We start from the raw sequence: 26,718 nt of genomic DNA, 5'->3' as shown, positions 1-26,718 counted from the left end.
TGCTCCACCTCCCCGTCGCGTGGATACATCGAATAACGCAAAAAAGCGCCAAGGCTCAAGGAACGCTTTACGCGTTCCTTATCCTAGGCACCGTTGCCTACAAAGCTATTCTTTTGTGGGGCTTTATTACTTTTAAGTCTAATGCAAGCGCTTATTCAGTTCAAGCAGATTCGTTCCCCACAATAAGACCGTAATCGTCAAAGTTTGCGCGCTGCCGCTGTCATTGCAGATTACCTTTTACCCGTTCACGCTCACTCCAGCATTGGCGTCGAGCGTATAACGGTTCTCGGGAATCGGCAAACCGAGATTGCCGCGCAGCGTATCCGACTCGTATTCCGTACGGTAGATGCCGCGTTCCTGAAGCAGCGGGACAACGTGCGTCACAAAATCGCTCAAGGCGTCCGGCGTCGGGGCATAGATGATAAAGCCGTCGGCAGCATCTTCTTCGTACCAACGCTGCAACAGATTGGCGACTTTTTCCGGCGTGCCGATAAACTCGCCCCTCGGCGTCGCCGTCTGAAGCGCCACTTCGCGGAGCGTCAAGCCGCGTTCGCGCGCGTTTTTCTTGAGTTTGTCCGTACCGCTGCGGAAGCTGTTCGAACCGAGATCCCCGAGTTCCGGGAACGGTTCGTCAAGCGGATATTGCGAGAAGTCGTGATGCTCGAAAAACCGTCCGAGATATTCCAGCGCCTTGTCGATCGTCACCAGGTTGGCGAACTCCAAATATTTGCGTTCGGCTTCCTCTTCCGTTTCCCCGATGATCGGCCCGACGCCGGGGAAGATCGCAATGTCGTCGCGGGAGCGCCCAAGCGCTTCAGCGCGGTCTTTGACATCCTTGTAGAAAGCCTTCGCTTCTTCGATGTTTTCGTGCCCGGTGAAGACGGCGTCAGCGCTCTTCGCCGCCAGCTTCTTCCCGCTCTCCGACGAGCCCGCCTGGAAGATGACCGGGTGTCCTTGTCTGGAGCGGGCTATGTTCAGCGGGCCTTGCACGGAGAAATATTCTCCCTTATGGTCAAGCCGGTGCATTTTCGACGGATCGAAGAATACGCCGGATTCCTTATCCCGCACGAACGCATCGTCTTCCCATGAATCCCACAGCCCGCGCGCAACTTCCAGAAATTCCTCCGCGATCCGGTAGCGTTCGTCGTGCGTCGGGTGCTCGGGTTTGCCGTAGTTTTTGGCGGAGCCTTCAAGAGGGGACGTCACGACATTCCAGCCCGCGCGCCCGCCGCTAATATGGTCTAGTGAACCGAATTGGCGAGAAACCGTATAAGGTTCGCTGTAGGATGTGGACAGCGTGCCGACGAGACCGATATGGCTTGTAACCGCCGCAAGCGCGGATAGAATCGTAATCGGCTCGAACCGGTTCAGGAAGTGGGGAATCGATTTCTCGTTAATATATAAACCGTCGGCGATGAAGACAAGATCGAACTTGCCCTCTTCGGCGATTCGCGCTTGTTTCTTGTAGAACTCAAGGCTCACGCTCGCGTCGGCCGGAACCGAAGGGTGCCGCCATGCCGATACGTTGCCTCCTACGCCGTGGATAATCGTGCCGAGCTTTAACTTTTTGTTTTTGGCCATAAATGATTCCTCCTCGTCATTGCGCCTGCAGCAGCGCGGTTTCCTTTAATCGGAGCTTATAGCTCTTCACCAGAATGTCCCCGTTGAAAAATTCCTTGTCGTACGCCCTTTCGAATCCAAGCTTCTCGTAGAGCCGGATTGCCGAGTCCATCATATCCGATGTGTGCAGGTGGAGAGTGTCCGCGCCCCATTCGAGCGATCTTCTAGCGCTTTCGCGGATCAGTTTCGTTGCGACGCCGGACCCTCGCGCTTCTTGCGTTACTCCGAGCAGCCGAATAATCGGATTGTGGATCTCAAGATGATGCGCCGCTCCGTAAGCCAATTCCGAATTGTCGTAGATGAACACGCTGCCGACGATTCGCCCGTCTACTTCGGCTACGAGCCTGCTGCGTGTCGTCTGTGCGTCAATCGACTGCAAAATGTTGTCGCGATAATGCTCCCATCGCTGTGCATCTAACGTCTCTTCGTATTGACGGTAGGCGTCGAGAAGGACGCGGACGACCGCTTCGCGATCCGCAATCGTCGCCTCGCGGATTTTGACTTCTTTGGTAATTGCAATCACCTCCAATTGAGCCAGCCTGATGCGTTCGATCTGAGCGATATGGTGGTGCACATGCGCGATGAACGCTCGAACGACTGCAGCCGCCGTAACCGTCTCTCCCTTGAAGTTCACGCCCGTTTTCTCCCAATCAGCCTCGGTCAGTCGATTGAACAACAAGCTGTTATACAAAAGTAAGCTGCGATAAAAACTCAAAATATCCGCAACTTTGCCGTCATTGCCTTTCTGTCCCAGGACCCAATCGTCCTGACTAAACGCCGGCAGACGCGCTTCCGAGCCGGCCAAAATTTCGCGAAGCCGAAACGAGACGACGATGTTGTGATCCGCCAAATGCGTCAGCACTTCGGCCGCGCTCCATTTGCCTTCCGCTTGTTTCCAGTGCAGCTGCTCTTCCGTCCATCCTTCGATCGCTTGCCGAAGCGACTCGTAAGAATCCAAATAAGATTCGATGTTTACTGTTGCTTGCGCTTGGCTCATGGCGTTGCCTCCTTCTATGTTCTCGTCCGGGCTTCGGCTTGGAGGCGTCCCTGCTCCGCGAACCGGTCGAGAGAAAAAATCGAAATGTCTCTACCCCATCTGCCGAATTCGATCCGGTCCGCGATCAGTTCCCCGATTGCGCTGGAGAATTTAAAGCCGTGTCCGGAAAATCCTCCGGCAAGCACGATGTTCGGATGTTCCGGATGCGTATCGATGATGAAGTTGTCGTCCGGCGTCAGCTCGTATTTGCATGCGACGCCCCGCAGCAGCTTGCCCGCCGCGCCGGGAAGAAATTTCTCCAGCGCGAGCCGCAGGTCCGTCTCGTCCTCGGGATATGCCCCGAACGGAGCGAACGGTTCCCCCGGCTCCCACGGCCTGCCGCCGTCGTGGCGGCCGATTTTGACTCCGGCGCCTCCGATGCTAGGGAATCCGTAGTACCCTCCGGACGCATCCCCGAAGGTAAAACCAGGAAACGTTCCCGCATCGTACGCCCCGGTGGCCGCTGATCCGTTCGGTTCGAACCAACCGACGACTTTGCGGACGGCCCGGATCGGCGCGTCGATCAACGACGCGAACGAGCGAAACCAAGCTCCCGCGCTCAGCACGACGTGGCTTGCCGTATACGTCACATCTTTGGTCGACACGGTGACAAACGAGGTGCCCGCTTGAATGGCGGTAACCGGCGTGTTCGTCAATATTCTCGCTCCCGCTTCCGCCGCCAGCCGGCGGTAGGCCGAAACGCATTTCTCGCTATAGAGATAACCCGCGTCCGGTTCGTACATCGCCCGATAATGATCCGGTACGCGAATGCCTGGCCAGCGATGCCTGATCTCGTCTGCGTCGAGCGATTCGATGCGAATGCCGTGCTCCTCCGCATCATCGAAACGGACGTCGAACTTGTATATGTCCGGGTCGGCTACGTTCAGCACGCCCGATCGTTCCAGCAGCTTCTCTCCCGTCGATTGTTCGAGTTCGCGCCACCGTTCGTCCGCTCGAAGAGCCAGCTTTACGTACGTCGGTCCTCCGCTGTAAGCGTGTCGAATCAGCCTCGGTTCGCCGTGATGGCTTCCTTTGTCGTGCGGCGGGTCGAACGCGTCGATCAGCAGCGTCCGCATCCCCCGTCTCGCCAGTTCATAACCTGCGCTCATCCCCATCGAGCCAGCGCCGACGACGATGACGTCGTACAATTGCTTCATCATTGCCGCCTCCCCGCCATATGCGTTATCCGTTCAATTCGCCGAGCGCGTCGATCGCCAGCGCCGCGAAAAATTCGGCCGCCAGCGGCAAAGCGCCTTCGTCGACGTCGAAAGCCGGATGATGCCACTCTTCCGGACCCGACGTGCCGAAGAAGAAAAAAGCGCCGGGCGTCTCCCGCAAATAGAAGGCGAAATCTTCCCCTGCCGGCGAAGGCTTCGGTTCGACGACGTTTAATCCGATCGATGACGCCGTTCGTGCCCCGAGCTCCGCCCATGCCGCATCGTTAACGACAGCCGGCGGTCCATCCAGCCAGCGCACTTGCACTTTCGCCCCCAGCGCATCGCCAACACCGGTCGCAATTCGCTCGAAGCGCCCGCGCACGACCGTGCGGACGTCTTCCGCGAACGTGCGCAGCGTGCCGTCGAAAACGGCTTTGTCGGCGATGACGTTCCATGCCGTGCCGCTGTTCAGCCGCGTCACGCTGACGACCGCGCTGTCGAGCGCGCCGACGTTGCGGCTGACGATCGATTGCAGCGCCGTAATGATGTGAGTCGACGCCACAATCGGATCGATGCCCGCTTCCGGAACGGCCGCATGCGCGCCCCGTCCAGTCACTTCGACGATGAAACCATCCGCGGCCGCCATCACCGGCCCCGCTTTGATGCCGATCGTGCCGACCGGAAGATCCGGCTTGTTGTGCAAGCCGAACACCGCTGATACGCCTTCCAACGCACCGGTGGCGATCACTTGCGCTGCGCCTTTCGCCTTCTCCTCGGCTGGCTGGAACAGAAACCGGACCTTGCCAGGCAGCTCATGCTCCTTCGCTTTCAACAGAAGCGCCGCGCCGATCGCCGCGGCCGTATGAAAATCGTGCCCGCACGCATGCATCTTGCCCGCCGATCGGGAGGCGAACGGGAGACCCGTCTCCTCTTGGATCGGCAATGCGTCGATGTCCGCGCGGATCGCAATCGTCGGCCCCTCTTGCAAGCCGCCGACTTCGGCCACAAGGCCGGTTCGCAGCGTATACCGATTCGCGATCCTTACGCCCGCTTCTTCAAGCCATCTCCGGATAGCGGCTGTCGTCTCGAACTCCTCGTGCGACAGCTCAGGATTCGCATGAAGATGTCGTCTGTAAGCGACTATTTGATCAGCGATAGCAGAACTGTCGTCAGGCAACTTGCTTCCTTCCGACAATGTCGCCGTTTCTTGCTTTGGAACCGCACCGTTCATCGCGTCCCTCCTTTCTCTGCCTTGCAATACCGCTATACGATAAGCTCCTCTTCCTGGAACGCCTCTTTTAACAGTTGGAACGACCTCAACCGTTTCTCGAAGTCAGGTACGACCGTCGTAAAAATCAACTCGTCGGCGTCGTACAAATCACGTAACTCCAGCAATCGCTTGCGAACAACGTCAATCGTGCCTCGCGTAATGTCCGCCTCACGGACTTCAGCCGTAAACGTCTCTCCCGCTTGCCTTGCGAATTCTTCGGCTTGTTCCAGCGTGCCGACGTTCACCGTTTTGCCGCTGGCGAGCGTCACGCGGACGCTCTTCATGTGTCCTGCGAGCTCTTCCGCTTCCTCGTTCGTATCCGCAGCGATGACGGTCAGGGCAAGAAGCGTCTTCGGCTCGCGTCCTTTCGAACGGTCGAATTTCTCCCGATACGCGCGGAACGCTGCCTGAGCTGCATCCGGATCGTTGTTGATGAACAGAGCGAACGCATATGGATATGCCCGTTCGGCTGCAAGCTCTGCGCTCGAGACGCTTGTGCCGAGCAAATAGACGTCCGCAGGTTGTTCAGGAACCGGATTAGCTTGCAACCCCGCGAGCGGGTGATCCACTCCGAACGAGCCCGTCAACAGTTGATCGAGCTCCGTCAGCTTCTCGCCAAGCGATTCGGGCTCCGAGACGCCTTTTTGCAGCGCCTTCGTCGAACGGGGCAACCCGCCCGGCGCCCTTCCGATGCCGAGCTCGACTCGCCCGGGCGACAGCGATGCCAGCACGTTAAAGTTTTCCGCCACTTTGTAGGCGCTGTAATGCTGGAGCATAACGCCGCCGGAGCCGATTTTGATTTTCTCCGTGCGGGCGAGCAAGTGAGCGATCAACACTTCCGGAGAAGCCCCCGCCATCAGCGGGGAATCGTGATGCTCCGATACCCAGAATCTCTCGAAGCCGTTCGCTTCCGCGAATTGCGCAAGCTTCACCGTGTTCGCCAGCGCTTCGGCCGGGGTCTGCCCCGGGAACACGATGCTTTGGTCCAATATGCCGAATTTCAGTGCCATCGTTCATCCGCTCCGTTCTTATTAAAATAAAAATTTCAAAAAGTTCGGTTTTCAGCACCGAGAAGGTTGAAAGAAGCTAGGGAATGAGGAGCGGAGTGTAGGCAAACCTACATGAGCACCGGAAGTCCCGGCTGAATTCAAGATTCGATGCCGAATCCGCTCCCCGAAAAAACTTCGTGATCAAAGGCGGACTTTTTGAATGACCTTTCAAATCGAGTAGGCGTATTCTGACGTGTAGCGCGCCAAAAACTGCTTCGTTCTTTCTTCTTTAGGCGATTGGAAAATGTCTTTCGGAGCGCCTTCCTCAACGATAACGCCGCCGTCCATAAACACGATTCGATTCGCCACGTCCTGCGCGAAGCCCATCTCGTGCGTGACGATGACCATCGTAATGCCTTCCTTGGCGATTTTGCGGATGACCGCAAGCACTTCGCCGACAAGCTCCGGATCAAGCGCGGACGTCGGCTCGTCGAACAAAATGACTTCCGGATTCAGCGCGAGTGCCCGGGCAATCCCGACGCGCTGCTGCTGGCCGCCCGACAACTGGCTCGGATAAGCGTCCAGCTTATTGCCGAGACCGACTTTCTCCAACAATTCAGTGCTCTTCTTCCTCGCTTCTGCCTTCGGCAGCTTCTGTACGACGACTAGCCCTTCCATTACATTTTCGATCGCCGTCTTATGACGGAAAAGATTATATTGCTGGAACACCATCGCCGTTTTACGACGCAGCGTCTGAATGTCTTTTTTGTGCGCCTTCTTGCAGTGGACGGTATGGTCCCCGATCGAGATTTCGCCGTCGCTCGGCTTCTCCAAATAATTCAAGCAGCGCAGCAGCGTCGTCTTGCCCGAACCGCTCGGACCGAGAATCGCGACGACTTCGCCTTTGTGAACCGTCAGGTCGATGCCCTTGAGAACTTCGGTGCGGCCAAACGACTTGTGGATTTGTTTCAACTCGATCATGTCATGCGACACCTCCGCGATTATAAACGTTGATTCTTTTCTCAAGGGCGCCCGTTACCCGCTCGATGGCAATCGTCACGATCCAGAATAATAGGGCGGCGGCCAAATAGGCTTCCGTGAACTTCCAATTGACGGAAGCGACGATCTGGGCTTTGGCGTTAATGTCTACGACGGATACGATAAAAGCGAGAGTCGACGCGTGCAGCATGGCGATCAGCGTATTCGACAAGTTCGGCAGCGCAGCCGCGAACGCCTGCGGGAATACGATTCTGCGCAAGCCTTGGGAAGTCGACATGCCGACTGCACGCGCGGCCTCCATCTGCCCTTTCTCGACGGACTGTATACTCGAGCGGACAATCTCGGACAAATATGCGCTCGCCGTAATGGAGAAGGCGATATAAGCGAATCCGATCATCGGGATCGATACGGAGTTGAATGACCAGCCATATTTCTCGGATAGATGGTCGAGAATCATCGAGAACCCGAAATAGACAAGAAACAAGTGGGTAAGCATCGGCGTTCCTCTGATGAACGTGACGTATGCGGCCCCGAGTTGGCTTAACACCGGCACATTGAACAAACGAGACAGCGCGATGAACGTACCGATAATAAATCCGATGCCAACGGATACGACCGTAATCTGAAGCGTCGTCGGCAACGCGGGAACCAATTGCTTAAAAGCGGTCCAGATGAACGAGAAATCAAGCGTCATTGGCCAGCCCTCCTTTGCCAAGCGCCAAATCCGCCGGTTTCAACTTGCGGTCCAGCCATTTTCTGCCCAGCGGCACTCGAGCTTCCTTCGATACGGGCGCTTCGTGCTTCAACAGCTTGCGCTCGGAGTAGTTAAACAGCTTCTCCAGGGCGAAGCAGAGAATGAAATAGACGAGTGCAAGCGCGATATAGCTTTCGATCATATGTTTGGACAATGTGTAGAGCGTCTGCGTCTTCCCGGTCAGCTCCATCACGCCAAGCGTGAACGCGAGCGACGTTTCCTTCAGCGTCGCGATGATGATATTCGCCAGTACCGGAATGGCGATGGCAAGCGCCTGGGGAAACACGATTCGCGTGAACGCTTGGTAACCGGTCATGCCGACCGCGTGCGCCGCTTCCACTTGCGTTTTGTCGACCGTCTTGACCGCCGCTCGGATCACTTCCGAGATGTACGCTCCGTTATGCAAGCCATAGGCGAGAATAACGAAGATGAGCACCGGCGTTTTGCTGACATCGATCGAGATCATCTTGAGCAATTCCGGAAGGGCGTAATAGATCAGGAACAATTGAATCAGTATCGGCGTCCCCCGGAAGAAGGAAGCGTAGAGCTGGGACACCCGCTTCAGCACGGGAACGTTATACAGCCGAGGCAGGGCGACGAGAAATCCGACGGCTAAGCCCACCGCGATGGAGCTGGCCACGATTAGCAAAGAGGTCTTCACGAAAGGCAACAGCTTCACGAAGTATTCGAATACGAAGGAAATATCGAACGGTGCACTCATACCCCTGCCTCATCCTTTCTTTAGCTCAAATCTATTTCTCGGAGACGGTAGCGTCGAAGCCGAGCCATTGTTTGCTCAAGCTGGACAACGTGCCGTCCGCTTTCAGCTCAAGAATCGCTTTGTCGACGGCGTCTGCCAATTGCTGCTGCTCGGGATCGTTTTTGCGGAACAGAAACAGGATTTCGGACTCGCGGATCACTTTGCCTACCGATTTCAGCTTGCCTTCCGGATCGAGCAACGGCAGGACGAAATCGTCGCCTACGGTCGCATAGACGCGGCCGGAAGAAATTTGCTGCGCAAGATCGTTCGCGCCCCCGTTCGAGTACACGATTTTGAGCGCGTTATCGTGCTCTTTGTTGTAGTTCTCGAATTGAATGGCTGCCGCGCTCGTCGCCGTCGCGTACACTTTCTTGCCTTTCAGGTCGTCCAGCGTCTCGATCGGATCGTTGTTGTCTTTCGCGACGATAATTTTGTTTTTCCAATACGCATACGGCACTTTGTTAAACAAATATTTCGCTTCGCGCTCCGGGTTCTTCTCGAACTCGTGTGCGGCCATATCGATTTTCTTCGTCTCAAGGCTAAGCAAGATGTTCGTGAAATCGAGCACTTGCAGTTCGAATTCGTAATCCGGAAGCCGCTTGTCGATCTCGCGCACGAGCTCGACGTCGAACCCGGTCAGCTTGCCGCTCTCGTCGACGAAAGCGACTTTCGGAAATTGATTGCCCGTGCCGACGATGATTTTTTTGACTTCCTTCGGCTGCTCGGCGCTCGCGCTCGCGGAAGCGCTTGGCGACGCCGCGGACGTGGCCGACGGTTTGGCTGGCGACGAGGACGACGGCGAATTCGACGCGTTATCGTTTTTGTTGTTGCCGCATGCCGTAACGGTAAAGACGAGAAGAGCGGCGGCTGCGAACGTGGTTAGTTTTTTCATGCATGATCCCTCCAAATTGGTTGTCTGTTTATTAAACTTATAATTCCTAGTGGTTAAGTAAGAATTATTGTTGGATTTACTTTACCACCGCCAGCGCGCTTTGGATAATAGAGAAGTTCTATTGATCAATAGGTAAAACCGATAGGGCGTTTGGGGTCGCCCCGGACCTCTCTAGTGGAGAAAATCCGGCTGTTACGATGTTTTTCATCGTTATACGTTCCAGTTTTGAGATTTACGTACCTGTTACAATGTTTTTCATCGCAAGAGGAGCCCATAACGGACCTTTCTGGCGAAATTTCCGGTTGTTACGATGTTTTTCATCGCTACACGTTCCGGCCGGGAAGTATGCGCAACTCGTACGATGTTTTTCATCGTTACACGATGTCCAGACTCCGGCCACCTTTTCTGTGCCCGCCCATAATCGTAAAAAAACCGACGTCTCGTCACTTGGACGAAACGTCGGTTTGTTTTTTCCTATATGAAAATTACTTCGTTTCAGCTTTCGCTTGCGAGCGCTTGTCAAGCCATTCTATCTCTTCCGCCAGTTCGTCCGCAGCGTTCGTCAGACGATCGCGAAGCTCATCGGCAAGCTCGAAACCGCCGCCCTCCAGCCGGGTCACCCATGAATCGATCGCGAAGACGCCGCCCAGAATGTTGCGGCTACCCAGCACGGACAGCACCGGCTTAAGCGCATAATCGAGGCTGAGCAGATGGGAGATCGTGCCTCCGATGAAGAGCGGAAGCGCCGCTTTGCCTTGCAGTCCTTTTTGCGGGAGCAGATCAATGAACGCCTTCAACACGCCGGTAAACGACGCTTTGTATACCGGGCTAGCGATAACGACGCCGGTTGCGGCTTCCACTTTGCCGACTGCGGCGATGATGCTTTCGTCTTTGAAGTTCGCGCGCAGGAGCGCTTCCGCAGGCAATTCCGCCACTTGTACATGGGTAATCTCGATGCCTTTCTCTTGCAAATTGCTTTCAACGAACTCGATGAGTCCGTTCAGACGGGAGCCCGGCGTCGGACTCCCATGGATAATAACGATGCTGCTCATACGACTCCTCCTCATGGCGAAACCAATTGATGACCGATGTCGACGATCGCGCTTAACACGCGTCCGTGTTCCCCGGGACTTACGATAATGTTCGTCTGCAAGGCAATGCCTTCGGTTTCCGGCACTTTAAGCGGAACCAGCTTTCCTTGCGCGAGTTCCTGGCGAACGGTCAATCCGGGCAAGAACGAGATACCCGCCTTGCCGATGACGAGTTTCTTCGCCATCTCGGAATTATCGGTCTGGATCTGGATATTCGGCGGCTTGTCTAAACTCTCGAACATTCGGTGAATCCGCATCCAGTCGAGCGCTCCGCATTCGAAAAACACGAGCGGCTGTTCAGCGATCTGTTCGATCGTGATCCGCTTCGCACCGACGAAAGGATGTTCTGCGTAAGCGTACAGCGTAATCGGATCTTCGTACCATTTCGCAGAATGCAACTGTGGGTGGCTGACGTTACGAACGAAGCCGATATCGACTTCTTTGCCCAACACTTTGCCGACGATATCGTCCGTGGTGCCTGTCACAATCTTGTAATGGACATCGGGAAAACGTTGCTTCAGCTGCGGTAACAAGTCGGGAATGACATAATTGGACACCGATACGGTACAACCGATCCGAAGCTCTTCGGGTAATTGACGTTGCCGGTGTACGTGCAGCTTCCCCTTGCGGTAGGTCGTGATCAATTGCTGAGCGTACGGCAGGAAGCGTTTGCCTTCTTCGGTAATTTGGACTTGTTTGCCTTGTCTGTCGAACAGTCTGCAGTCGAGCTCTCTTTCCAATGACTGGATACGCGCCGTCACCGAGGGTTGGGATAAGTATAACGCTTCGGCGGCTTTATTGAAACTGCCGCAGTGAATGACGTATACGAACGCTTCGATATTATCGATGTTGATTCCCGTTCCCCTCCTCTCGACAGCAAACATTGATTTATCCAATAGGATAACTCGGAAATTAACGAAAGTAAAGCTTAAAATTTCTGCTTTTTTACAGTAATCGCTTACTTTTACCGCGCTTCTTTTTCAGGCTATTCAAGCCAACTGACCATTTGAGCATCAGTATAGTCAACCGTTATTGAATCGAGTAAACTATTGAATATCAACCCTTTTACATCCTAGATTTCCCGGGGAGCTTGCACATATGCCCACACCTATCGTCACCAACACCCGGCCTTACTCGCCTCCGACAAGTCTTTGGGTTGCTTTGGTCGCGCTTCTGCTGCTCATGGGAAGCCTTGTTACCTATTTCACCGAATCTTATCAGGACCGTCTAACGACAGAACTCTATCGAGATGCACGCTATGAGCTCGCCGCGAACGCTGCCGCCCTCTCGTCGGCCATCGGCAGCAGAATCCTACTCACGAACGGGATCAAAGCTTTTACCGTTAACGAACTCGCCCATAACGGCAAGATAGACCCGTCGCGCTTCAACACCTTTTCCTCCAACTTCATCGACCGGATAAAGGGCATCCGCAATGTCTCCATCTACCCGGACGGCATAGCCCGATACGTCTACCCGCTTAAGAACAACGAAGCCTTGGTAGGAGTTAACCTTTTTACCCACCGCAATCCTTTCATTCGCGGCAATGCCGAAAGAACAAGACTCACCGATGAAATCACGATACTCGGCCCGTTAGAGCTCACGCAGGGAGGAATCGGATTCTTATCCAGACAATCGATCTTCCAAGGCTCAAAGTTCTGGGGTTTCGTTTCCATTGTGCTCGATGCTTCGCCGATCATGGAGGAAGCCGACTTATATAACCAGAACAAAGGAATCGATATCGCTGTCAGAGCGAATAATCTCGTTCTTCTTGGCGACCCGAAGCTGTTCGAGTCTCCTGAACTCATTGAGAGGGTTTACCTTCCTGAAGGATTCTGGGAAATCGCGGCCGAACCGAAAAGCGCCAAGCTGAACTCCATACAATCGAAAATTCGCGTCATTCAAACGATTTGTGCTTCATTTGTGTTGCTGGCCATATATTTCGTGTATGTTCAATTGACTCAGAAAGCGAAGCTGCGGTCGCTTGTGCAAGACCGGACGATGCATCTAGAGCAAGCGAAAGATGAGCTTAATCATCAACTCAAGCTTCTGGAGAGCAAAGAGCAGGCCCTTCGGCATATGGCGTACCACGATGCGATTACAGGCTTGTACAATCGGACTTATTTTAATGAGCATCTTACAATACAAATCGACGAGAGCGCAGCCGCGAATCAGCCATTTGCGATCTTGTTCCTCGATTTGGATTATTTCAAAATGATCAACGATTCAATCGGCCATACGAATGGCGACATTTTGCTAGGCGAGGTTGCACGGAGGTTAACAGGAGCTATAACGAATGGGCAGACGATCTCTCGTATCGGCGGAGACGAGTTTACGATCATCGTGCCGGAAATTTCCGACAGAGAGCAAGTTAAGGAGGTCGCCATGCGCGTGCACGAGTTATTCCAGCACCCTTTCATTCTTAAGGGAACGGAGTACTTCATTTCGCCCAGCATCGGAGTGGCTCTCTTCCCCGAACACGGGCAGGATGTTACCACTCTGATCCGAAATGCCGATCTCGCCATGTATCGCGCCAAAGAGGAAGGCAAAAATCAGTACCGTTTCTACGACAATACCTTTAACCTCGATGCCCAAGAAACGATGGATATCAAAAACAGCCTGCTCCGCGCGATCGAACAGGACGAGTTCTTCGTTTATTACCAGCCGCAGATTGAAGTCAATACCGGCAAAATCGTCGGACTGGAAGCGCTGATCCGGTGGTATCATCCGAAACGGGGGCTTATCCCTCCCAACAGCTTCATCCAAATCGCGGAGGACACAGGCCTTATCGTGCCGATCGGGGAACGGGTATTGCAGATCGTTTGCGCGCAGAGCAAAGCCTGGCGGCAAGCCGGAATATCCCCGATTCGAATTGCCGTCAATCTATCGGTCAGACAGTTCAGCCAACAAGATCTCGCTCGGCGAATCCGGCGGATTCTCGACGATAACCAGCTCGAACCGCACGATATCGAACTGGAAATCACGGAGAACATGGCCATGAAGGACGACATGCAAGCCAGTCTGCAAGAACTTAAAGACATGGGCTTCACGATCTCCATCGACGACTTCGGCACCCAGTATTCCTCGCTCGGTTATTTGAAGCGGCTGCCGATACATAAAATCAAAATAGACCGCTCCTTCGTCATCGGGATTTCCCGTGACCGCAAAGACGAGGCGATCATTATGGCGATGCTGAACATCGCGGACAGGCTTAACCTTACCGTCATCGCGGAAGGCGTAGAGACAGCCGAACAATTAACGTTCTTGCAGGACAACAACTGCCATGAAATTCAAGGGTTTATATTCTACAAGCCTTTGCCTGCCGATCAGATCGAGACGCTATTAATTCAACAAGAATAGGGTTCCGTATCGTAAAAGCCCATGTCACGCCAAGAGCGTAGGACATGGGCTTTCCCTGTTTAATGATTCACCGCGACTTCCGCCGAAACCTCCGACCCTGGGCACAATCCCGGATTGCGCTCGCTCAAGCTTACCGTAAATCCCGGATTGCGCTCCGCAAGTACCGCGTAATAACTTCCGATGACGTGGTTGGCCGGTACTGAACCGTTATGGAACGAAAGCGTCTCGGGTTTCGTTACGTGCTCGTAATAAAACGTTTTATCCCGCTTCGGCAGCTTGTAAGTTTGCGGAGGCAAATGCGTTACGACATCGAATCGGTTGTTCACGCGGAAACTTTCGCCCCCTCGCTCTCGGAATGCTTTAGCGAATGTCGGATCACCGACTCGCGGGCTGCCGAACGTGTACGTCGTCGGACTTTTGAACGACGAATTGTCGGAGGCGTCGAGCGCACACAGCGTCGCCAGCGCGCCGCCCAGACTATGGCCGGTCAGATACAGCACCTTGTCGGTCGGTAAATTGTCGAGCGCTTCCAGCACTTGATCGCGGGCCGAGCCGTAAATCCTCGAGAAGCCGCGATGCGCAGCTCCGGCTTCTTTCGTCCATTTCACCTTCACTTGGCTCGCCATCGCGTCCGTGACCCAATCCTGCGTAGAACTCGTGCCTCGGAAAGCAATGACGACGTGGCTGTCGGATTCGATGATGAACCCGAACCTTTCGGAGACTCCCCCGAAAGATTTCGCCCAAATCTCCTTCACTAGCCCGAAACCCTCCGGCATAACGAAGCTGCCGTCCGGATTGTTGTAGCTGGCGTACGTCTGGCTGCATACGGACGAAAGAAAAATCGCCGTCCGGTTATCGTATCCGCTCATTGCGCAAGCTCCCTTCTTGCTCTCTACCGATAAACTATTACCGGAGAGAGCAACTGGTGCCTATGCAATGAGTGGACGAATGCGATATCCGTCGCGATTTTTCGTTTTCGATCAGCGATATTCTTTCGGAATTCTTCTGGCGACCTTCGTCTCGATCGCCGCGCGGATGACTCGGTCTCTGAGCAGCTCGACCACTTTCTGGTCGAACACGCTCGGCACGATATAATACTTGTCCCGTTTGTCGTCCGTAATGACCGATGCGATCGCCTCGGCGGCGGCCAGCTTCATCTCTTCGTTAATGACGCTTGCCCTGCAGTCGAGCGCCGCCCGAAACATACCGGGGAAGCAAAGCACATTGTTAATTTGATTGGGGAAATCCGATCTGCCCGTCGCCATGACTGCGACGATGTCTTCGATCTCGCTTGGCATAATTTCCGGCTTCGGATTCGCCATTGCGAAGACGATCGGGTCTTTCGCCATGCCGAGCACGTCTTCGCGCTTCAGCAATCCGGCTGCGGACACTCCGACGAAAATATCCGCCCCCGCGAGCGCTTCTTTGAGCCCGCCGCGAATCCGATTCGGATTCGTCCTTGCCGCGTAAGCTTCTTTCACCGCGTTCGAGTACGTCTCCCCTTCGACGAGAATGCCTTCCTTGTCGACGCCGACCAGTTCCTTCACGCCAGCCGCGAGCAAAATCTCGCTGATCGCGACGCCCGCCGCTCCGATGCCGCAGACGACCACTTTAACATCGCTAATGCTTTTGCCGACGATCTTGAGCGCGTTAATAAGGCCCGCGTATGTAACGACGGCCGTGCCGTGCTGATCGTCGTGGAAGACGGGAATATCGAGCTCTTCCTTCAGTCTTCTTTCGATCTCGAAACATCTCGGAGAAGCGATGTCCTCCAGATTGATGCCGCCGAAGGTCGGCGAGATTTGTTTGATCGTCCGTATGATTTCTTCCGTATCTTTCGTATCGAGGCAGATCGGGAACGCATCGACGCCTGCAAGCTGCTTGAACAGCATCGCTTTGCCTTCCATGACCGGCATCGCCGCCCGTGGGCCGATGTCGCCAAGGCCGAGCACGGCCGTTCCGTCGGAGACGACGGCTACCGTGTTCCGCTTGATCGTCAGCGAATAGGCGTCGTCCGGATCTTCGTGGATCGCCAGACATACGCGAGCTACGTCGGGCGTGTATACGCGGGACAAGTCGTCCCGATTCTGAATGGTTACCTTCGGCGTCACTTCGATTTTACCGCCAAGATGCAGCAGGAACGTGCGGTCCGACGTATTGACGATGCGAATGCCTGGAATTTGCCGGATCGCATCCGATATTTTGCCGATATCGCCAGCGTCGACGACGTTCACTGTAATGTCCCGTATGCTGAGCCCGTGTCCGATGTGGATCGTATCGATGGCGATAATGTCTCCGCCCATGCTTGAGATGATGTTCGCGACAAGTCCGAAATTCATGCGCGCCGTATCGATTTCCAGACGCAGAATGACACTGTTTCCGCCTAGCGTTTGATTGTTGTTGCCCGCCATCGAACCACTCCTTTGTCTAACATAGCCAAACTATAGCTTAACCTAAAGACTAAAGGCAATACCGTCCAGTTCCCGCGTTACCGCGAAAAAGCCGCCTCCCGTGCCGATTGTCGGCGCCGGGAGAACGGCTTTACTGCTTTTCGTATTGCCTATTTTATGTCAGTCGTTCAGCATTAATTCAACAACCGTATCCCGCTCGTCCGGCAGCGGATAAGTGAAGGAGTCCGGCTGCGCGAAGTTAAAGTACGCATCGTTCGGGTACATCGCCGCGTTCCACGGTCTCGTCACAAACAGCTCCGATCCGTCGGCAAGCAACCTCGCGCTTTTGATTTTCCCGGCCAGCCCTAATAAATTGACCGGACCCACGCTCGCCTCGAACAAATGCGCATACAGCTTGTTGCCTTTACGCGTATAACGTCCCCATTCAGGCTTCGGCAACTCCGTCTCTTGTCCGCAGCCGTAGATGCTGTCGCCATTGCGCGCCATCCACTCTCCGACTTCAGCGAGTATGGAGAGCGATTCCGCCGGAATCTCGCCTTTCGCATTCGGGCCGACGTTGAGGAGCAAGTTCCCGTTCTTGCTAACGCATTCCACGAGCTTGCGGATGACGGTCGTCGCTGACTTATACGTCTTGTCAGCAGCACTGTATCCCCAGTTGTTGTTCAGCGTAATGCAAGCTTCCCACGGAATCGACGCGCCTGTCTCATCCGTAACTCCGCTTGGAGGAATGATTTGCTCGGGAGAAGCGAAATCTCCAGCGTAAAAGCTCGGATTTTGCGTATAAATGCTTCCGCCTTCCTCGCCGCTCGCCTCCAGTCGATTGTCGACGATTATGTGCGGCTGCAAGGAGCGAATCATCCCCATCAGTTCGGTCGCCCGCCACTTCTCGCCTTTCATTTCACCGTAGGAAAAATCAAACCACATAATATCCAGCTTCCCGTAGTCGGTCAGCAGCTCGCGAACTTGTCCGTGCATGTAGTCCAAATAATTGCCGAACGTTGCCGGATCCCGCTTGTACGCCTCGTTGTCTCGCATCGGGTGAATCTTATCTCCGTAGGCGGGATAATCCGGGTGATGCCAGTCGATCAGCGAGTAATACAGACCTACCTTGAGCCCTTCCTCTCGGAACGCTTCGAGAAACTCCCGTACGAGGTCCCTTCCGGCTTGCGTGCGGGTCGATTTGTAATCGGTCAGCTTGCTGTCGAATAGACAGAAGCCGTCGTGATGTTTGGCCGTCAGCACCGCATATTTCATTCCCGCCGCTTTAGCTGCTTTCGCCCAAACACGAGGATCGTATTTTTCCGGATTAAAGCCGTCGAAATATGGCTGGTAGTCTTCCACGCTCGTTCGTTCCGCGTTCCTTACCCACTCGCCGCGGGCTGGAATGGCGTAAAGCCCCCAATGAATAAACATGCCGAAGCGCTCTTGCAAAAACCACTCTGTTCTTTCCGTGCGAAGCTCGATTTCCGTTTTCTTCACCTTAATTACCTCCCTTGTATCGCTATCCACAGATTAGCAACCGTTTGCTATAATCGAAAGGCAAGCAATTAGCTTTAATGGGGATACGATTAACTATCCGAGGTGACGATTCGTGCCGCAGCTTCTTCGCAATCCCGCGTTCATCTCCGATCTGCTTCGCAACTTGCAAGTGCATCCGATCGAAACGCATTTCTCATCCTGCTTGCCGGGATGGCGCGAAATCGACTACATCCCCGACTACAACAAGCTTTATTTCATATGCGACGGAGAAGGCTGGCTGAGAATCGGAGATGAGGAATTTTATCCGGTGCCGGGCCAAATCTGTTTATTGCCTGCCCGCGTCAAACAATCGTTTTCCACGATCAGCGAACGGACTTACCGCAAATACTGGTGTCATTTTACAGCTTCTATCGGAGATCTCGAGCTTTTCCAGTGGCTTGAAACGCCGTTCTGCATGGACGTGAAGGATCAGCCGAGAATGCTTTCGCTATTCCAGGAGCTTGTCAGACTGCACAGGGACGATTCGATGACGGCCCGTATTCGTGAGAAAGCGGTAATGCTCGAGGTTATCGCCTGTTTCCTCGAAGAAGCGGACGCGCATGTACGTTTTGTGGCCGACAGAGAGCCCGACGCCGATCGGCTGAACCGGATCGAACGTTTCATCGACGAACGCATCGCCGATCCGATCACGCTGGAGCATATCGCCAAACACGTTCACCTGCATCCGAATTATCTCGTTCGTTACTTCAACAAACATTTTGGCGTCTCGCCGTTGAAATATTTGAATCGTAAACGGATGCAAAAAGCGAAAACGATTCTTGCGACAACAGCGCTTCCGGTGAAAGAAGTGGCTGAACTCGTCGGGTATCCTGACACGAATCATTTCGCCAAGGCGTTCCGCAAAGAGTCAAGCTGCAGTCCGACCGAGTACAGGCTGCAAACCCGTCATCTGTCATAAACAGACAAAAAGGATGTCTCCCTCAACGCGCTCTTTCGCGATTGGGAACATCCTTTTTGTTATCAGGCCGAACGGAAACGCTTTGGCGTTCTCCTTCGGGCATATCAAAGCCCGGGACGGCTTCCGCCTGCCCGGGCTTTCGTAGTTCGTACTTTATCGGGTTATTACTTGTCCGATGTGCTAGGAGAAACCGACTTCGCCCGGCGTTTCAGATGATTCTGGTAGGAAGCTTCCAGCAGACGGTTCATCCCTTGAATGAACTCTTCGTCGGAAGGCGACTTGTCGATCTTGGCGTCGGGGAACCGGATATCCTTGACTTCCCAATTGTTCGTGTCCAGATTCAGCTTAAAGCCTTTGTCCTGCAAGAATTTGCGACGATTGTCCGTGAATACGGGCGCCGTGCGGGGTTCCGGCTTCGGAGCAGGCGCTTCCGTCTCGACAGCTTCGGGCTCCGGCGTCGGATCGTATTTGATACCGCGCGCTTCCGCTGCTTTGCGCTTCTCGTGTTCCGCGAGGGAAATCGGGCGCTGGGGTTTGTTCCCCTTGAGCCAGTCGAGATCGTAGCGCATTTTCGGATTGATGACGAAGTAAGATTTGCCTTTGATCGTCTGGCTCTCGATTTCATTGCGCAGTTCCGGGCGTTTCTTGAAGCCTTCGATGATCCGCTTCATTTGTTCCTTCTCCAGGTCAAGCGGAACGGCTTCATTGTGAGGCATGTAGACGTCGCACATGACTTGGGTAAATATGAATTCGCCCAGCTCCGTGTCGAAAAACTTCGAGAACGTCACCGCGACTTCTTTTTTGTTCACCGTAATCGTTTGGTTCAAAATGATCCTCCTCATAACTCGCACAACTCAGTACCCTTTATTATAGCCGATCGGGAGCCGTACAAAAAGAACGATTTTCGAACGAATTACGGCGTCAAAATGATTTTGCCTGTGCTTTGGCGGCTTTCCAGCAGTCGATGGGCGGCAGTTCCTTCGCTTAACGGAAATATCGTCGACGCTTCCACGCACAACTTGCCGGTCATGATGTCCCCGAACAGCTCGCCCGACCTCCGTACTCGCTCCTCCCGGGTTGTCACATGGTTCCATAGATCGCCGCCCGTTAACGTCAGCGACGAATCCATGAGCATGCGTGGATCGATTCGCGGCGGCTCTCCTCCCGCCATGCCGTAGAACACAACCGTCCCTTTCTCTTTCACAGACGCGAAGCTGTCCATCAGCGTGGAACCGACGGAGTCGTAGACGACATTCGCTCCAGTGCCCCCGGAAGACCAATCGCGAACCGCTTGCGACCACGCGATCATGTGTCCGGTGCACGTGGAATCGCCGTACAGAAATACTTCGTCTGCGCCAGCCTGGATGGCCACTTGCCGCTTGTCCTCGTTGGACGTTAATCCGACAACTCTGGCTCCTTTCAGCTTGCATAGCTGAACGAGCAGTTGGCCGACACCGCCCGCAGCCGCATGAACGACAACGTCGTCACCTGCACGAACGGGATAGCTGTCGTGGACGAGATAATGCGCCGTCAGCCCTTGCAGCAAGACGGACGCAGCCAATTCGAACGAAATGTCGGGCGGCAGCGGAATGACGCGGTCTGCGTCCACTTTAACAAGTTCCGCGTTCGCGTGCGGCGCATCGGCGAAACCAATTCTGTCTCCGACACGAATGCCGACGACGCCTTCGCCCACTTGCTCTACGATGCCCGCCCCTTCATAGCCGAGAATCCAAGGGGCCTCTCCCGCCAGATGATAATTGCCTTTACGTCGGTAAACGTCTGCGAAATTCAGTCCAATCGCTTTCGTGCGAACGACAACGGACCCGGCTGACACAGCCGGATCCGCAACTTCGCTTATGTGCAACACTTCAGGCCCGCCAAACTCGCGGAAAACTAAAGCCTTCATCTTCTATCACTCCACTGATTAGGTTAACTCTATTTAACATTGCCTGCATCAGTATCGCCAATATTTTAGCCGTTTCCGCACGTGTCGCATAAACTTTCGGAGCGAATGCGACACCGGATTGCCCTGAAATCGGTCTGCCGCTGATCAGACCCGCTTGCTGTGCCGCGCTCGCGTAACCCGCCGCATAACTTGCGAATAACGCCGAACGTCGTCGCTACCGCAGTACCGTCCGTTCCCGTTTTATCTTCGCATTGACAGAACCGTTCATGGAGCCAGTGTTTCCTAAATTCCCCTGATTAATCACAACGTGAGGGACCGTAACGTCATAAGCGCTATTCGAATCGTACGGCATACCCGCTATACCGTCGGCGCTGGATCGCGGCAGCTACTCCGGTAAACAATTTGCCTGCGAGTATTGTAAGCGATAAAGCAGAGGACAAGCTTTTTGGGATCGATAAATTTACTCTGAACACTCTCATCTATAGATAATTTCATCTATCTCTTGATTCTCTGTACATATGTATCTCCATCACGGATACGTAACACCGACTGAATCGGCTAGGAACGCATCACCCTCTGGTACTTTAAGCGCTACCGCTCCGACTGACGCTTCATTCATCATGAGGGAAAAAGTTCTTGCCTTCGTCACCGGAGAAGACGCGCTATCCGTTACTTGCACATCAACAAATAGATTGCCCGTCTCCGTTGTCGAACCGCTAATGACACCTTCCGGGCTCATCGTTAATCCGCTAGGCAGCCCCGTTGCCAAGAACGTATAGGGCCCCGTTCCCCCGGTCACCGATAATGTTGCTGAATAAGCTTTACCGGTAGTCCCTGACTCAAGCGACGACGTCGTGATTGTCAAAGGAGTATGAGAGCTTGTAGTAGCCAAATCGGATGCGCCAATAACGTTGGTATGAGACATAGTGACGTCGTAACCGTCATTCTCGTCGAAAGCTCCGTTCCCACTGTAAGGCGTACCTGGAAACGTCATCGAATCCGGAACTGCCGATGCCGCTCCGGGTAGCAACATCGCCGCCAATATGGCAATCGTTGAGACGAAAAACAAGATTTGCTTCGCCGATTTATTCACTCTGTACACTCCCTGTTATGGTTGATTGCTCCCAGTGTACAGGTCATTTGTTAGCGGAACCCCTTTGTAATGTAAGCTGAAAATAAAAATGACCCGTTGCAGTTTGATTTGTGCGGTTATTACAATCGTTCAGCGGCCAAAACAAGGCTCTGGCAACGAGTATGGAAAAGGCCACGAACCATTTCGCCGTGGGTGTAGCCTTCATCATCACTCGTTTTTTCTTTGTTCAGTTCCAGTAGTGCGACAGCGAGCAACGTCTCTGCGGCGAATAATAGCTCAGAATGCGCGTGGTGATGGGCTTGGGGTTCGGAATGCATTTCCCATTGGCTAGCTTGATTAATGACAACGAAAATACGGCAGACACTGAGTGAGCAGCATCTACCGTATTTTATCGTTCGTCTGTTAGATAGAAAGCCCTAGATTCAGGGAAACATTCAGTACGCGGAGGATCATGACGACTGCTTCCGCTCTTGACGCATTCGCGTTAGGCTTGAACTCGCCCGAGCCATCGCCGGTTGCGACCCCTGCTTTCGCAAAGGCGTTAATAGTCTGTTCAGCCCAATGGCCATGAACATCGCTAAATTTGGCGTCCGTACCCGCTTGGCTCAGAATCATCACTTTCGCGAGCATAGCCACCATCTCAGCCCTGGAAATTTTCTGCTCCGGCTTAAACGTACCGTCTCCATAGCCGCTCACGATTCCATGCGACTTCAATGCGTTGATCGCTTCGGCAGCCCAATGACCCTTCGTATCAGTAAAATTATTTTGCCCGTTCGCCTGAAGACTCAGTGCTTTTACAAGCATAGCCGCGAATTCCGCCCGGCTGACATTCGCATTCGCGTGGAAGGTGCCGTCTTTATAGCCGTTTGTGAAGCCGATTTGAGTGGCGATATTAATGGCAATAGCGCTCCACAGCGTGTTAGGCACGTCATTAAACGTTTTTTGGGGAGCGTCTTTGATCGCCTTGATGATTTTGTCCTTTACAAGAATTTCATTCACGATTTGATCGTTAAACGCTAGCTTACCAGGATCAGGCTTCGGTGTTGGCGTCGGTGTCGGTGTCGGTGTCGGCGTCGGCGTCGGTGTCGGTGTTGGCGTAGGTACGTACGTCGTCTGACCCGTAATCGTAATCACTTTCGTGCCCGTAACGCCCGATCCGTCATGCGCCGTCGCCGTGACAGTTACCGTTCCGTTGCCGGCGGCCGTCAACAGACCCGTGTTGCTAATTGTCGCGCTGCCGGTTCCGTTCGCAACACTCCATACGACTACTTGGTCCGTCGCATTGCTCGGCGTAACTGCCGCACTCATCTGCAGCGTACCGCCGTTCGTTGCGATCGTCGTGGCGTTGTTTGCGCCGGTGACGGTAATACCCGTTACCGGTACAGTTGGTGCCGTTTGTCCCGTAATCGTAATCACTTTCGTGCCCGTAACGCCCGAACCGTCATGGGCCGTTGCCGTGACAGTTACCGTTCCGTTGCCGGCGGCCGTCAACAGACCCATGTTGCTGATTGTCGCGCTGCCGGTTCCGTTCGTTACTGACCACGTGACGGTTGCATCCGTTGCGTTCGCCGGAAGCACCGCCGCACTCATCTGCAACGTGCCGCCGTTCGTTGTGATCGTGGACGCGTTGCCAGCGCCCGTCACCGCGATGCTCGTTATCGGTAAGGTGTCTACCGCCCGGTTAACGGTAATCTGGTATGGTTTCGACGTGGTTCCGTCTTCTGCAGTCACAACGACCGGGATTACGGTGTCGCCGGTTTCCTTCAAGTCAATGCTCTTCTCTTGCCCCAATACAGCGGATGAATCGTTGATGAAAAGCGTCGCGTGAGGATCCTCGGCGGTAGCCGTTACTTTCAGCGAAGCCGTGTCGCTTGGAACTTGTACCGTATAATTAAGAACGTTGGAAGCAAAAGATGGCGAGAGCGTCCTCTGACTCAGCACGAGGCCTTTCAGATCCGCGATGTCGATCAATTTGCCTGACGTCATATCGGAGACGACCAAATTGTAGTCCGCCACGATTTGTTTCGCGTAATCTTCGCCGGCGTTCAAAATTGACTGCTCAAGCGCATCCCAATTCGACGCGATATTGCTGATAAATGCCTGTTCGAAGTTAGGGGTCAAGCCGCCAGCGGTCGCCTCGGACGTGGAGTAAGCTTGCATGTAGGCGAAAGCTCTGCCGGCGTCATAGACATACTGGCTAAAATCGCTTAAGCCCGTAAATGTCTTTTTCGTATAGTCGCCTTTGAACGGCGAGATCTCGCGTATCAAGTACGATTTCCCCATCGCGTTGAGCACGCCCAGATAGGCATCCGGGTTCGGAACCATTGCCTGGTAAGCTTGCTTGGATAGTGCGGCGTCTCGGCGCTGCTGCTTCACGTCGAGGATGATGTCGTCGCTGTCAACTGTCGTCGGACCTTCGATAACCACGTTATACCGGTCGACGCCAATGCTGCCTTGCCCTTGTTTGATGCGATGCACGATCGATTTGATCTTGAAATAGCTATTGATATCCGCAGGGGAACCGATCGCCGCAAAACTGGCCGAGTTGCCCGCAATTTGCTGCACATAAGCGTTCCAACTACTTTCGATCGCGAGAATCTCGACAGCGCTCGCAACTGTATATTTATCGGTCGGCATCGCCGAAGTATCCGTTGCAAATTTCGAATCTTGCGAAGTACGCGCAGCTGAGTAGGTTTTTCCGTTAACCACTTTGTTGAATACCGAAGCCGTATACGATTGGACGTTCGCAGCGGTCGTCAGCTCTGTGGATTTCGGGGTGTTGCCGTTAGCGATGCTCGTTAGCGTATTTTTATAAGCGTCGAGGAATTGCTTCGCCGCAGAACGCACGTCGGCATCGCTAAGGTTTACGATGTTCGTCGAGTCAGCATCATAACGGACGACGTACATGCTCGACACGAAACGCAACAAATCTTTGTAAAACACGTCGATCTCGGCTCCGTCGAAATCGTTTAAGCCGAAAACCGGCGTTCCCGCGTTATTATTGAATATGCCGACGTTCTGAATGTGCGCGTCGCCTTCCGAATACGTTCTTAAGTTGTCGTACGCCGTCAACGCGGAAGGGATCGGGAAATGGACGGACCCGAAATCTTGCGAGAAAACTTCCTCCGTTGCGCGCAAAAACGTAAACGGATCGTGCGCATTCGCGAACGTGCTGTATTTATATGCTTTCGTCGTATAGTCGTTGAAAAAGGCGTTGTCCGCCTTTATTGTCGTTTCGACGAAAGCTTTGCGTACAGCGGAAGTATCGACGGCCGTGCGGTAACGCAGAATCGAGATGCCGGAAATCGGATCGGAATCGAGCGCGCCGCTTTCCTGGACCGCATGACCCTTCAAGACAACGGACAGCGATGCGTCGGAAAATACGGCAACAGAGGAAGGATTGGCCACCGTAAAATCAATACGATTGTTCGCGGCATCAGGCAATGCCGAAATCGTGAGTCCTGCAGGTAACCCGTTAATCGTATAATCGACGCCTTCAACAAAAGGCACCGCGTCCGTATTCGTTCGAAGGTGCGTTGCATCCGACAATTGGAGGGAGAACGTCCCTTGCCCAATTGCCGTATCGCTGGACATCGAAACCTTATCCGCTCCTGGAACGACCGTTCCCGCAACTTTCGACATAGCGTTAAAGTGTTTCAAGTTAAAGCTTATCGTATCGGAATCAACTGTTTCGCCTGTAGCAACAGCACTTTTGTTGACTACGACTGAAACAAGAGTATCTTGTGTAACCGGCGGTTGCGCAGTTCCGCTGATCGTAAGTACGATCCGGTTGTTGGCAGAATCCGCCGAAGCCGCCACAGACAAACCTGCCGGCAAATTCCCGATAATAAGATCGCTGGCGGTCAGAGTGGATTTGACCGTTGCCAGCGGCAAATTCAAGTAGACAACATTATTAGCGGAATCGACTGTTGTTGCCGAATCCATATCAACCTCATTTTTAACCGCATCCAGATTGACATAGACTTTAAGAGGATAAGACCCGCTGGCTGTACTCCTGGCGTCAGCCGGATTGGCAGGGGGAGCCGTAGAGGAGCTTGTTCCTGAAATACTAAAATCGATAGAATTACTATTTGAATTGAAGCCGTTTCCGTACGTCGAGTTCGGAACACTTGTTGAATCCGCAGGGTTAATGGCTTTACGCACGACATATGTATACGGCTTCATGCTGTTGCCATCCGAACCAACCGCTGTCCCTCTTGCAGCATTGACGACGCCATATCCGACGAAATCATGCACGTACGCCTTATTCGGGTCGGTATCAGGGTTGGCGGTAGTTAGCAGCGTGCTATTGCTGACCAGCGCGATTTTTCCACTGTCTTTGTCCAAATCGATTGTACCGCTGACATCATATGGTGAGACATCGCTGGCCCCTGTAGCAGAAGGAGCACATGGAGGGGGCGTAGTCGCCACCCCTTCTTTGATCATGTAATAGCCATGGGGTTGAATAGAGCCCGTCAGGTTCGTTGCCGACCAAGCGGTTCCATTCGCAATTCCATATTGGAGACTGAAATTGCTTAAATCTATCACCTGATTCGTTGGATTATACAACTCGACAAAATCGTTCTTGTATAAATTATAATTTTTAATACTGGTGCCAGTGCAACTTGGTTGATTACCAGCCGTAAAAAAACGGCTGATCAGCACATTCGTTTGGGAGTTTGCCGCGGCTGCCACAGTTGTCGGCACAACCGCGAATCCCCCTAGCACCGAACTGAATGATATGATAAACAGACAAAGGCTTGACACCCACTTGCTTGCTTTTCCCGTTCTCATTTGAACCCTCCCGATTTTTGAATACATCACTTCAAATACTATTTCAAAACTGTTAGCTCACTGTCATCAATACTTGAAGAGTATGTAAAAACATGACCTATGCAGTTCGAGTTGCTATTTACGAGTTCATATTGCGGGCCAACACCAAATTG

The 26,718-nt window shown here is 53.7% G+C and carries 20 protein-coding genes; 2 read left to right on the top strand and 18 right to left on the bottom strand.

From position 1 onward, the window contains the following. Nucleotides 1–237 precede the first annotated feature (237 nt). The 11 genes from ACFPOF_RS09085 to ACFPOF_RS09035 form a co-directional block, all read right to left on the bottom strand. Nucleotides 238–1,581, bottom strand: a complete 1,344-nt coding sequence (locus tag ACFPOF_RS09085) for an LLM class flavin-dependent oxidoreductase (protein WP_378131748.1) — start codon at nucleotides 1,579–1,581, stop codon at nucleotides 238–240. A 16-nt stretch (nucleotides 1,582–1,597) separates the two neighbouring features. Next, a complete protein-coding gene (locus tag ACFPOF_RS09080) occupies nucleotides 1,598–2,617 on the bottom strand; it encodes a GNAT family N-acetyltransferase (protein ID WP_378131746.1) in 1,020 nt (339 codons plus the stop codon). 14 nt (nucleotides 2,618–2,631) lie between these two features. Continuing rightward, the gene (solA, locus tag ACFPOF_RS09075; protein WP_378131744.1) at nucleotides 2,632–3,816 is read right to left on the bottom strand and encodes an N-methyl-L-tryptophan oxidase; all 1,185 of its coding nucleotides are present in this window, start codon (nucleotides 3,814–3,816) and stop codon (nucleotides 2,632–2,634) included. 22 nt (nucleotides 3,817–3,838) lie between these two features. Then, nucleotides 3,839–5,044: an amidohydrolase gene (locus tag ACFPOF_RS09070; protein WP_378131742.1), complete on the bottom strand. Its 1,206-nt coding sequence runs from the start codon at nucleotides 5,042–5,044 to the stop codon at nucleotides 3,839–3,841. Between the two features lie 32 nt (nucleotides 5,045–5,076). Continuing rightward, nucleotides 5,077–6,093 (bottom strand): LLM class flavin-dependent oxidoreductase, encoded by a 1,017-nt coding sequence (locus ACFPOF_RS09065; protein WP_378131740.1) that lies wholly within the window; start codon nucleotides 6,091–6,093, stop codon nucleotides 5,077–5,079. A gap of 207 nt (nucleotides 6,094–6,300) precedes the next feature. Continuing rightward, the gene (locus tag ACFPOF_RS09060; protein WP_378131738.1) at nucleotides 6,301–7,053 is read right to left on the bottom strand and encodes an amino acid ABC transporter ATP-binding protein; all 753 of its coding nucleotides are present in this window, start codon (nucleotides 7,051–7,053) and stop codon (nucleotides 6,301–6,303) included. Nucleotide 7,054: 1 nt separating this feature from the next. Next, nucleotides 7,055–7,765, bottom strand: coding sequence for an amino acid ABC transporter permease (locus ACFPOF_RS09055; protein WP_378131736.1), 711 nt, complete (start codon nucleotides 7,763–7,765; stop codon nucleotides 7,055–7,057). Further along, nucleotides 7,755–8,546 (bottom strand): amino acid ABC transporter permease, encoded by a 792-nt coding sequence (locus tag ACFPOF_RS09050; RefSeq protein ID WP_378131734.1) that lies wholly within the window; start codon nucleotides 8,544–8,546, stop codon nucleotides 7,755–7,757. The genes ACFPOF_RS09055 and ACFPOF_RS09050 overlap by 11 nt, the downstream gene beginning before the upstream one ends. A 31-nt stretch (nucleotides 8,547–8,577) precedes the next feature. After that, the gene (locus ACFPOF_RS09045; RefSeq protein ID WP_378131732.1) at nucleotides 8,578–9,477 is read right to left on the bottom strand and encodes a transporter substrate-binding domain-containing protein; all 900 of its coding nucleotides are present in this window, start codon (nucleotides 9,475–9,477) and stop codon (nucleotides 8,578–8,580) included. Between the two features lie 485 nt (nucleotides 9,478–9,962). Then, nucleotides 9,963–10,529: an NADPH-dependent FMN reductase gene (gene ssuE, locus ACFPOF_RS09040; RefSeq protein ID WP_378131730.1), complete on the bottom strand. Its 567-nt coding sequence runs from the start codon at nucleotides 10,527–10,529 to the stop codon at nucleotides 9,963–9,965. Between the two features lie 11 nt (nucleotides 10,530–10,540). Next, nucleotides 10,541–11,464 (bottom strand): LysR family transcriptional regulator, encoded by a 924-nt coding sequence (locus tag ACFPOF_RS09035; RefSeq protein WP_378131728.1) that lies wholly within the window; start codon nucleotides 11,462–11,464, stop codon nucleotides 10,541–10,543. Nucleotides 11,465–11,666: 202 nt separating this feature from the next. Here ACFPOF_RS09035 and ACFPOF_RS09030 point away from each other — a divergent pair, with 202 nt between their 5' ends. Continuing rightward, nucleotides 11,667–13,925, top strand: coding sequence for a bifunctional diguanylate cyclase/phosphodiesterase (locus ACFPOF_RS09030; protein WP_378131726.1), 2,259 nt, complete (start codon nucleotides 11,667–11,669; stop codon nucleotides 13,923–13,925). Between the two features lie 59 nt (nucleotides 13,926–13,984). On the opposite strand, the gene ACFPOF_RS09025 is transcribed toward ACFPOF_RS09030, so the two are convergent. The 3 genes from ACFPOF_RS09025 to ACFPOF_RS09015 all read right to left on the bottom strand — a co-directional run bounded on the left by ACFPOF_RS09025 (nucleotide 13,985) and on the right by ACFPOF_RS09015 (nucleotide 17,815). Continuing rightward, complete coding sequence (locus ACFPOF_RS09025; RefSeq protein WP_378131724.1) at nucleotides 13,985–14,794, bottom strand: lipase family protein; 810 nt, start codon at nucleotides 14,792–14,794, stop codon at nucleotides 13,985–13,987. A 111-nt stretch (nucleotides 14,795–14,905) separates the two neighbouring features. Beyond that, nucleotides 14,906–16,336, bottom strand: coding sequence for an NAD-dependent malic enzyme (locus ACFPOF_RS09020; protein WP_378131723.1), 1,431 nt, complete (start codon nucleotides 16,334–16,336; stop codon nucleotides 14,906–14,908). A 159-nt stretch (nucleotides 16,337–16,495) separates the two neighbouring features. Beyond that, nucleotides 16,496–17,815 (bottom strand): alpha-L-fucosidase, encoded by a 1,320-nt coding sequence (locus ACFPOF_RS09015; RefSeq protein WP_378131721.1) that lies wholly within the window; start codon nucleotides 17,813–17,815, stop codon nucleotides 16,496–16,498. 112 nt (nucleotides 17,816–17,927) lie between these two features. Between ACFPOF_RS09015 and ACFPOF_RS09010 the strand changes: the two genes are divergently transcribed. Beyond that, complete coding sequence (locus ACFPOF_RS09010; protein ID WP_378131719.1) at nucleotides 17,928–18,773, top strand: AraC family transcriptional regulator; 846 nt, start codon at nucleotides 17,928–17,930, stop codon at nucleotides 18,771–18,773. 164 nt (nucleotides 18,774–18,937) lie between these two features. On the opposite strand, the gene ACFPOF_RS09005 is transcribed toward ACFPOF_RS09010, so the two are convergent. The 4 genes from ACFPOF_RS09005 to ACFPOF_RS08990 all read right to left on the bottom strand — a co-directional run bounded on the left by ACFPOF_RS09005 (nucleotide 18,938) and on the right by ACFPOF_RS08990 (nucleotide 26,566). Beyond that, nucleotides 18,938–19,600: a hypothetical protein gene (locus tag ACFPOF_RS09005; protein ID WP_378131717.1), complete on the bottom strand. Its 663-nt coding sequence runs from the start codon at nucleotides 19,598–19,600 to the stop codon at nucleotides 18,938–18,940. Between the two features lie 86 nt (nucleotides 19,601–19,686). Beyond that, nucleotides 19,687–20,679, bottom strand: coding sequence for a quinone oxidoreductase family protein (locus tag ACFPOF_RS09000; RefSeq protein WP_378131715.1), 993 nt, complete (start codon nucleotides 20,677–20,679; stop codon nucleotides 19,687–19,689). 529 nt (nucleotides 20,680–21,208) lie between these two features. Beyond that, nucleotides 21,209–21,772 (bottom strand): hypothetical protein, encoded by a 564-nt coding sequence (locus tag ACFPOF_RS08995; protein ID WP_378131713.1) that lies wholly within the window; start codon nucleotides 21,770–21,772, stop codon nucleotides 21,209–21,211. 402 nt (nucleotides 21,773–22,174) lie between these two features. Beyond that, entirely contained in the window at nucleotides 22,175–26,566 is a 4,392-nt protein-coding gene (locus tag ACFPOF_RS08990; protein WP_378131712.1) for an S-layer homology domain-containing protein, read from the bottom strand. Nucleotides 26,567–26,718: the final 152 nt, after the last annotated feature.

Origin of the sequence: Cohnella soli, assembly GCF_042655525.1 — a bacterium.
GTDB classification, from domain to species: Bacteria; Bacillota; Bacilli; order Paenibacillales; family Paenibacillaceae; genus Cohnella; species Cohnella soli.
Note: the sequence above shows the minus strand (reverse complement) of the source record. Positions and strands in the feature narration are given on the sequence as shown.

Bases quoted from the DNA above. Each gene is read 5' to 3' on its own strand.
- ACFPOF_RS09085 (WP_378131748.1), bottom strand. From the start codon at position 1,581: ATGGCCAAAAACAAAAAGTTAAAGCTCGGCACGATTATCCACGGCGTA.
- ACFPOF_RS09080 (WP_378131746.1), bottom strand. From the start codon at position 2,617: ATGAGCCAAGCGCAAGCAACAGTAAACATCGAATCTTATTTGGATTCT.
- solA (WP_378131744.1), bottom strand. From the start codon at position 3,816: ATGATGAAGCAATTGTACGACGTCATCGTCGTCGGCGCTGGCTCGATG.
- ACFPOF_RS09070 (WP_378131742.1), bottom strand. From the start codon at position 5,044: ATGAACGGTGCGGTTCCAAAGCAAGAAACGGCGACATTGTCGGAAGGA.
- ACFPOF_RS09065 (WP_378131740.1), bottom strand. From the start codon at position 6,093: ATGGCACTGAAATTCGGCATATTGGACCAAAGCATCGTGTTCCCGGGG.
- ACFPOF_RS09060 (WP_378131738.1), bottom strand. From the start codon at position 7,053: ATGATCGAGTTGAAACAAATCCACAAGTCGTTTGGCCGCACCGAAGTT.
- ACFPOF_RS09055 (WP_378131736.1), bottom strand. From the start codon at position 7,765: ATGACGCTTGATTTCTCGTTCATCTGGACCGCTTTTAAGCAATTGGTT.
- ACFPOF_RS09050 (WP_378131734.1), bottom strand. From the start codon at position 8,546: ATGAGTGCACCGTTCGATATTTCCTTCGTATTCGAATACTTCGTGAAG.
- ACFPOF_RS09045 (WP_378131732.1), bottom strand. From the start codon at position 9,477: ATGAAAAAACTAACCACGTTCGCAGCCGCCGCTCTTCTCGTCTTTACC.
- ssuE (WP_378131730.1), bottom strand. From the start codon at position 10,529: ATGAGCAGCATCGTTATTATCCATGGGAGTCCGACGCCGGGCTCCCGT.
- ACFPOF_RS09030 (WP_378131726.1), top strand. From the start codon at position 11,667: ATGCCCACACCTATCGTCACCAACACCCGGCCTTACTCGCCTCCGACA.
- ACFPOF_RS09025 (WP_378131724.1), bottom strand. From the start codon at position 14,794: ATGAGCGGATACGATAACCGGACGGCGATTTTTCTTTCGTCCGTATGC.
- ACFPOF_RS09020 (WP_378131723.1), bottom strand. From the start codon at position 16,336: ATGGCGGGCAACAACAATCAAACGCTAGGCGGAAACAGTGTCATTCTG.
- ACFPOF_RS09000 (WP_378131715.1), bottom strand. From the start codon at position 20,679: ATGAAGGCTTTAGTTTTCCGCGAGTTTGGCGGGCCTGAAGTGTTGCAC.
- ACFPOF_RS08990 (WP_378131712.1), bottom strand. From the start codon at position 26,566: ATGAGAACGGGAAAAGCAAGCAAGTGGGTGTCAAGCCTTTGTCTGTTT.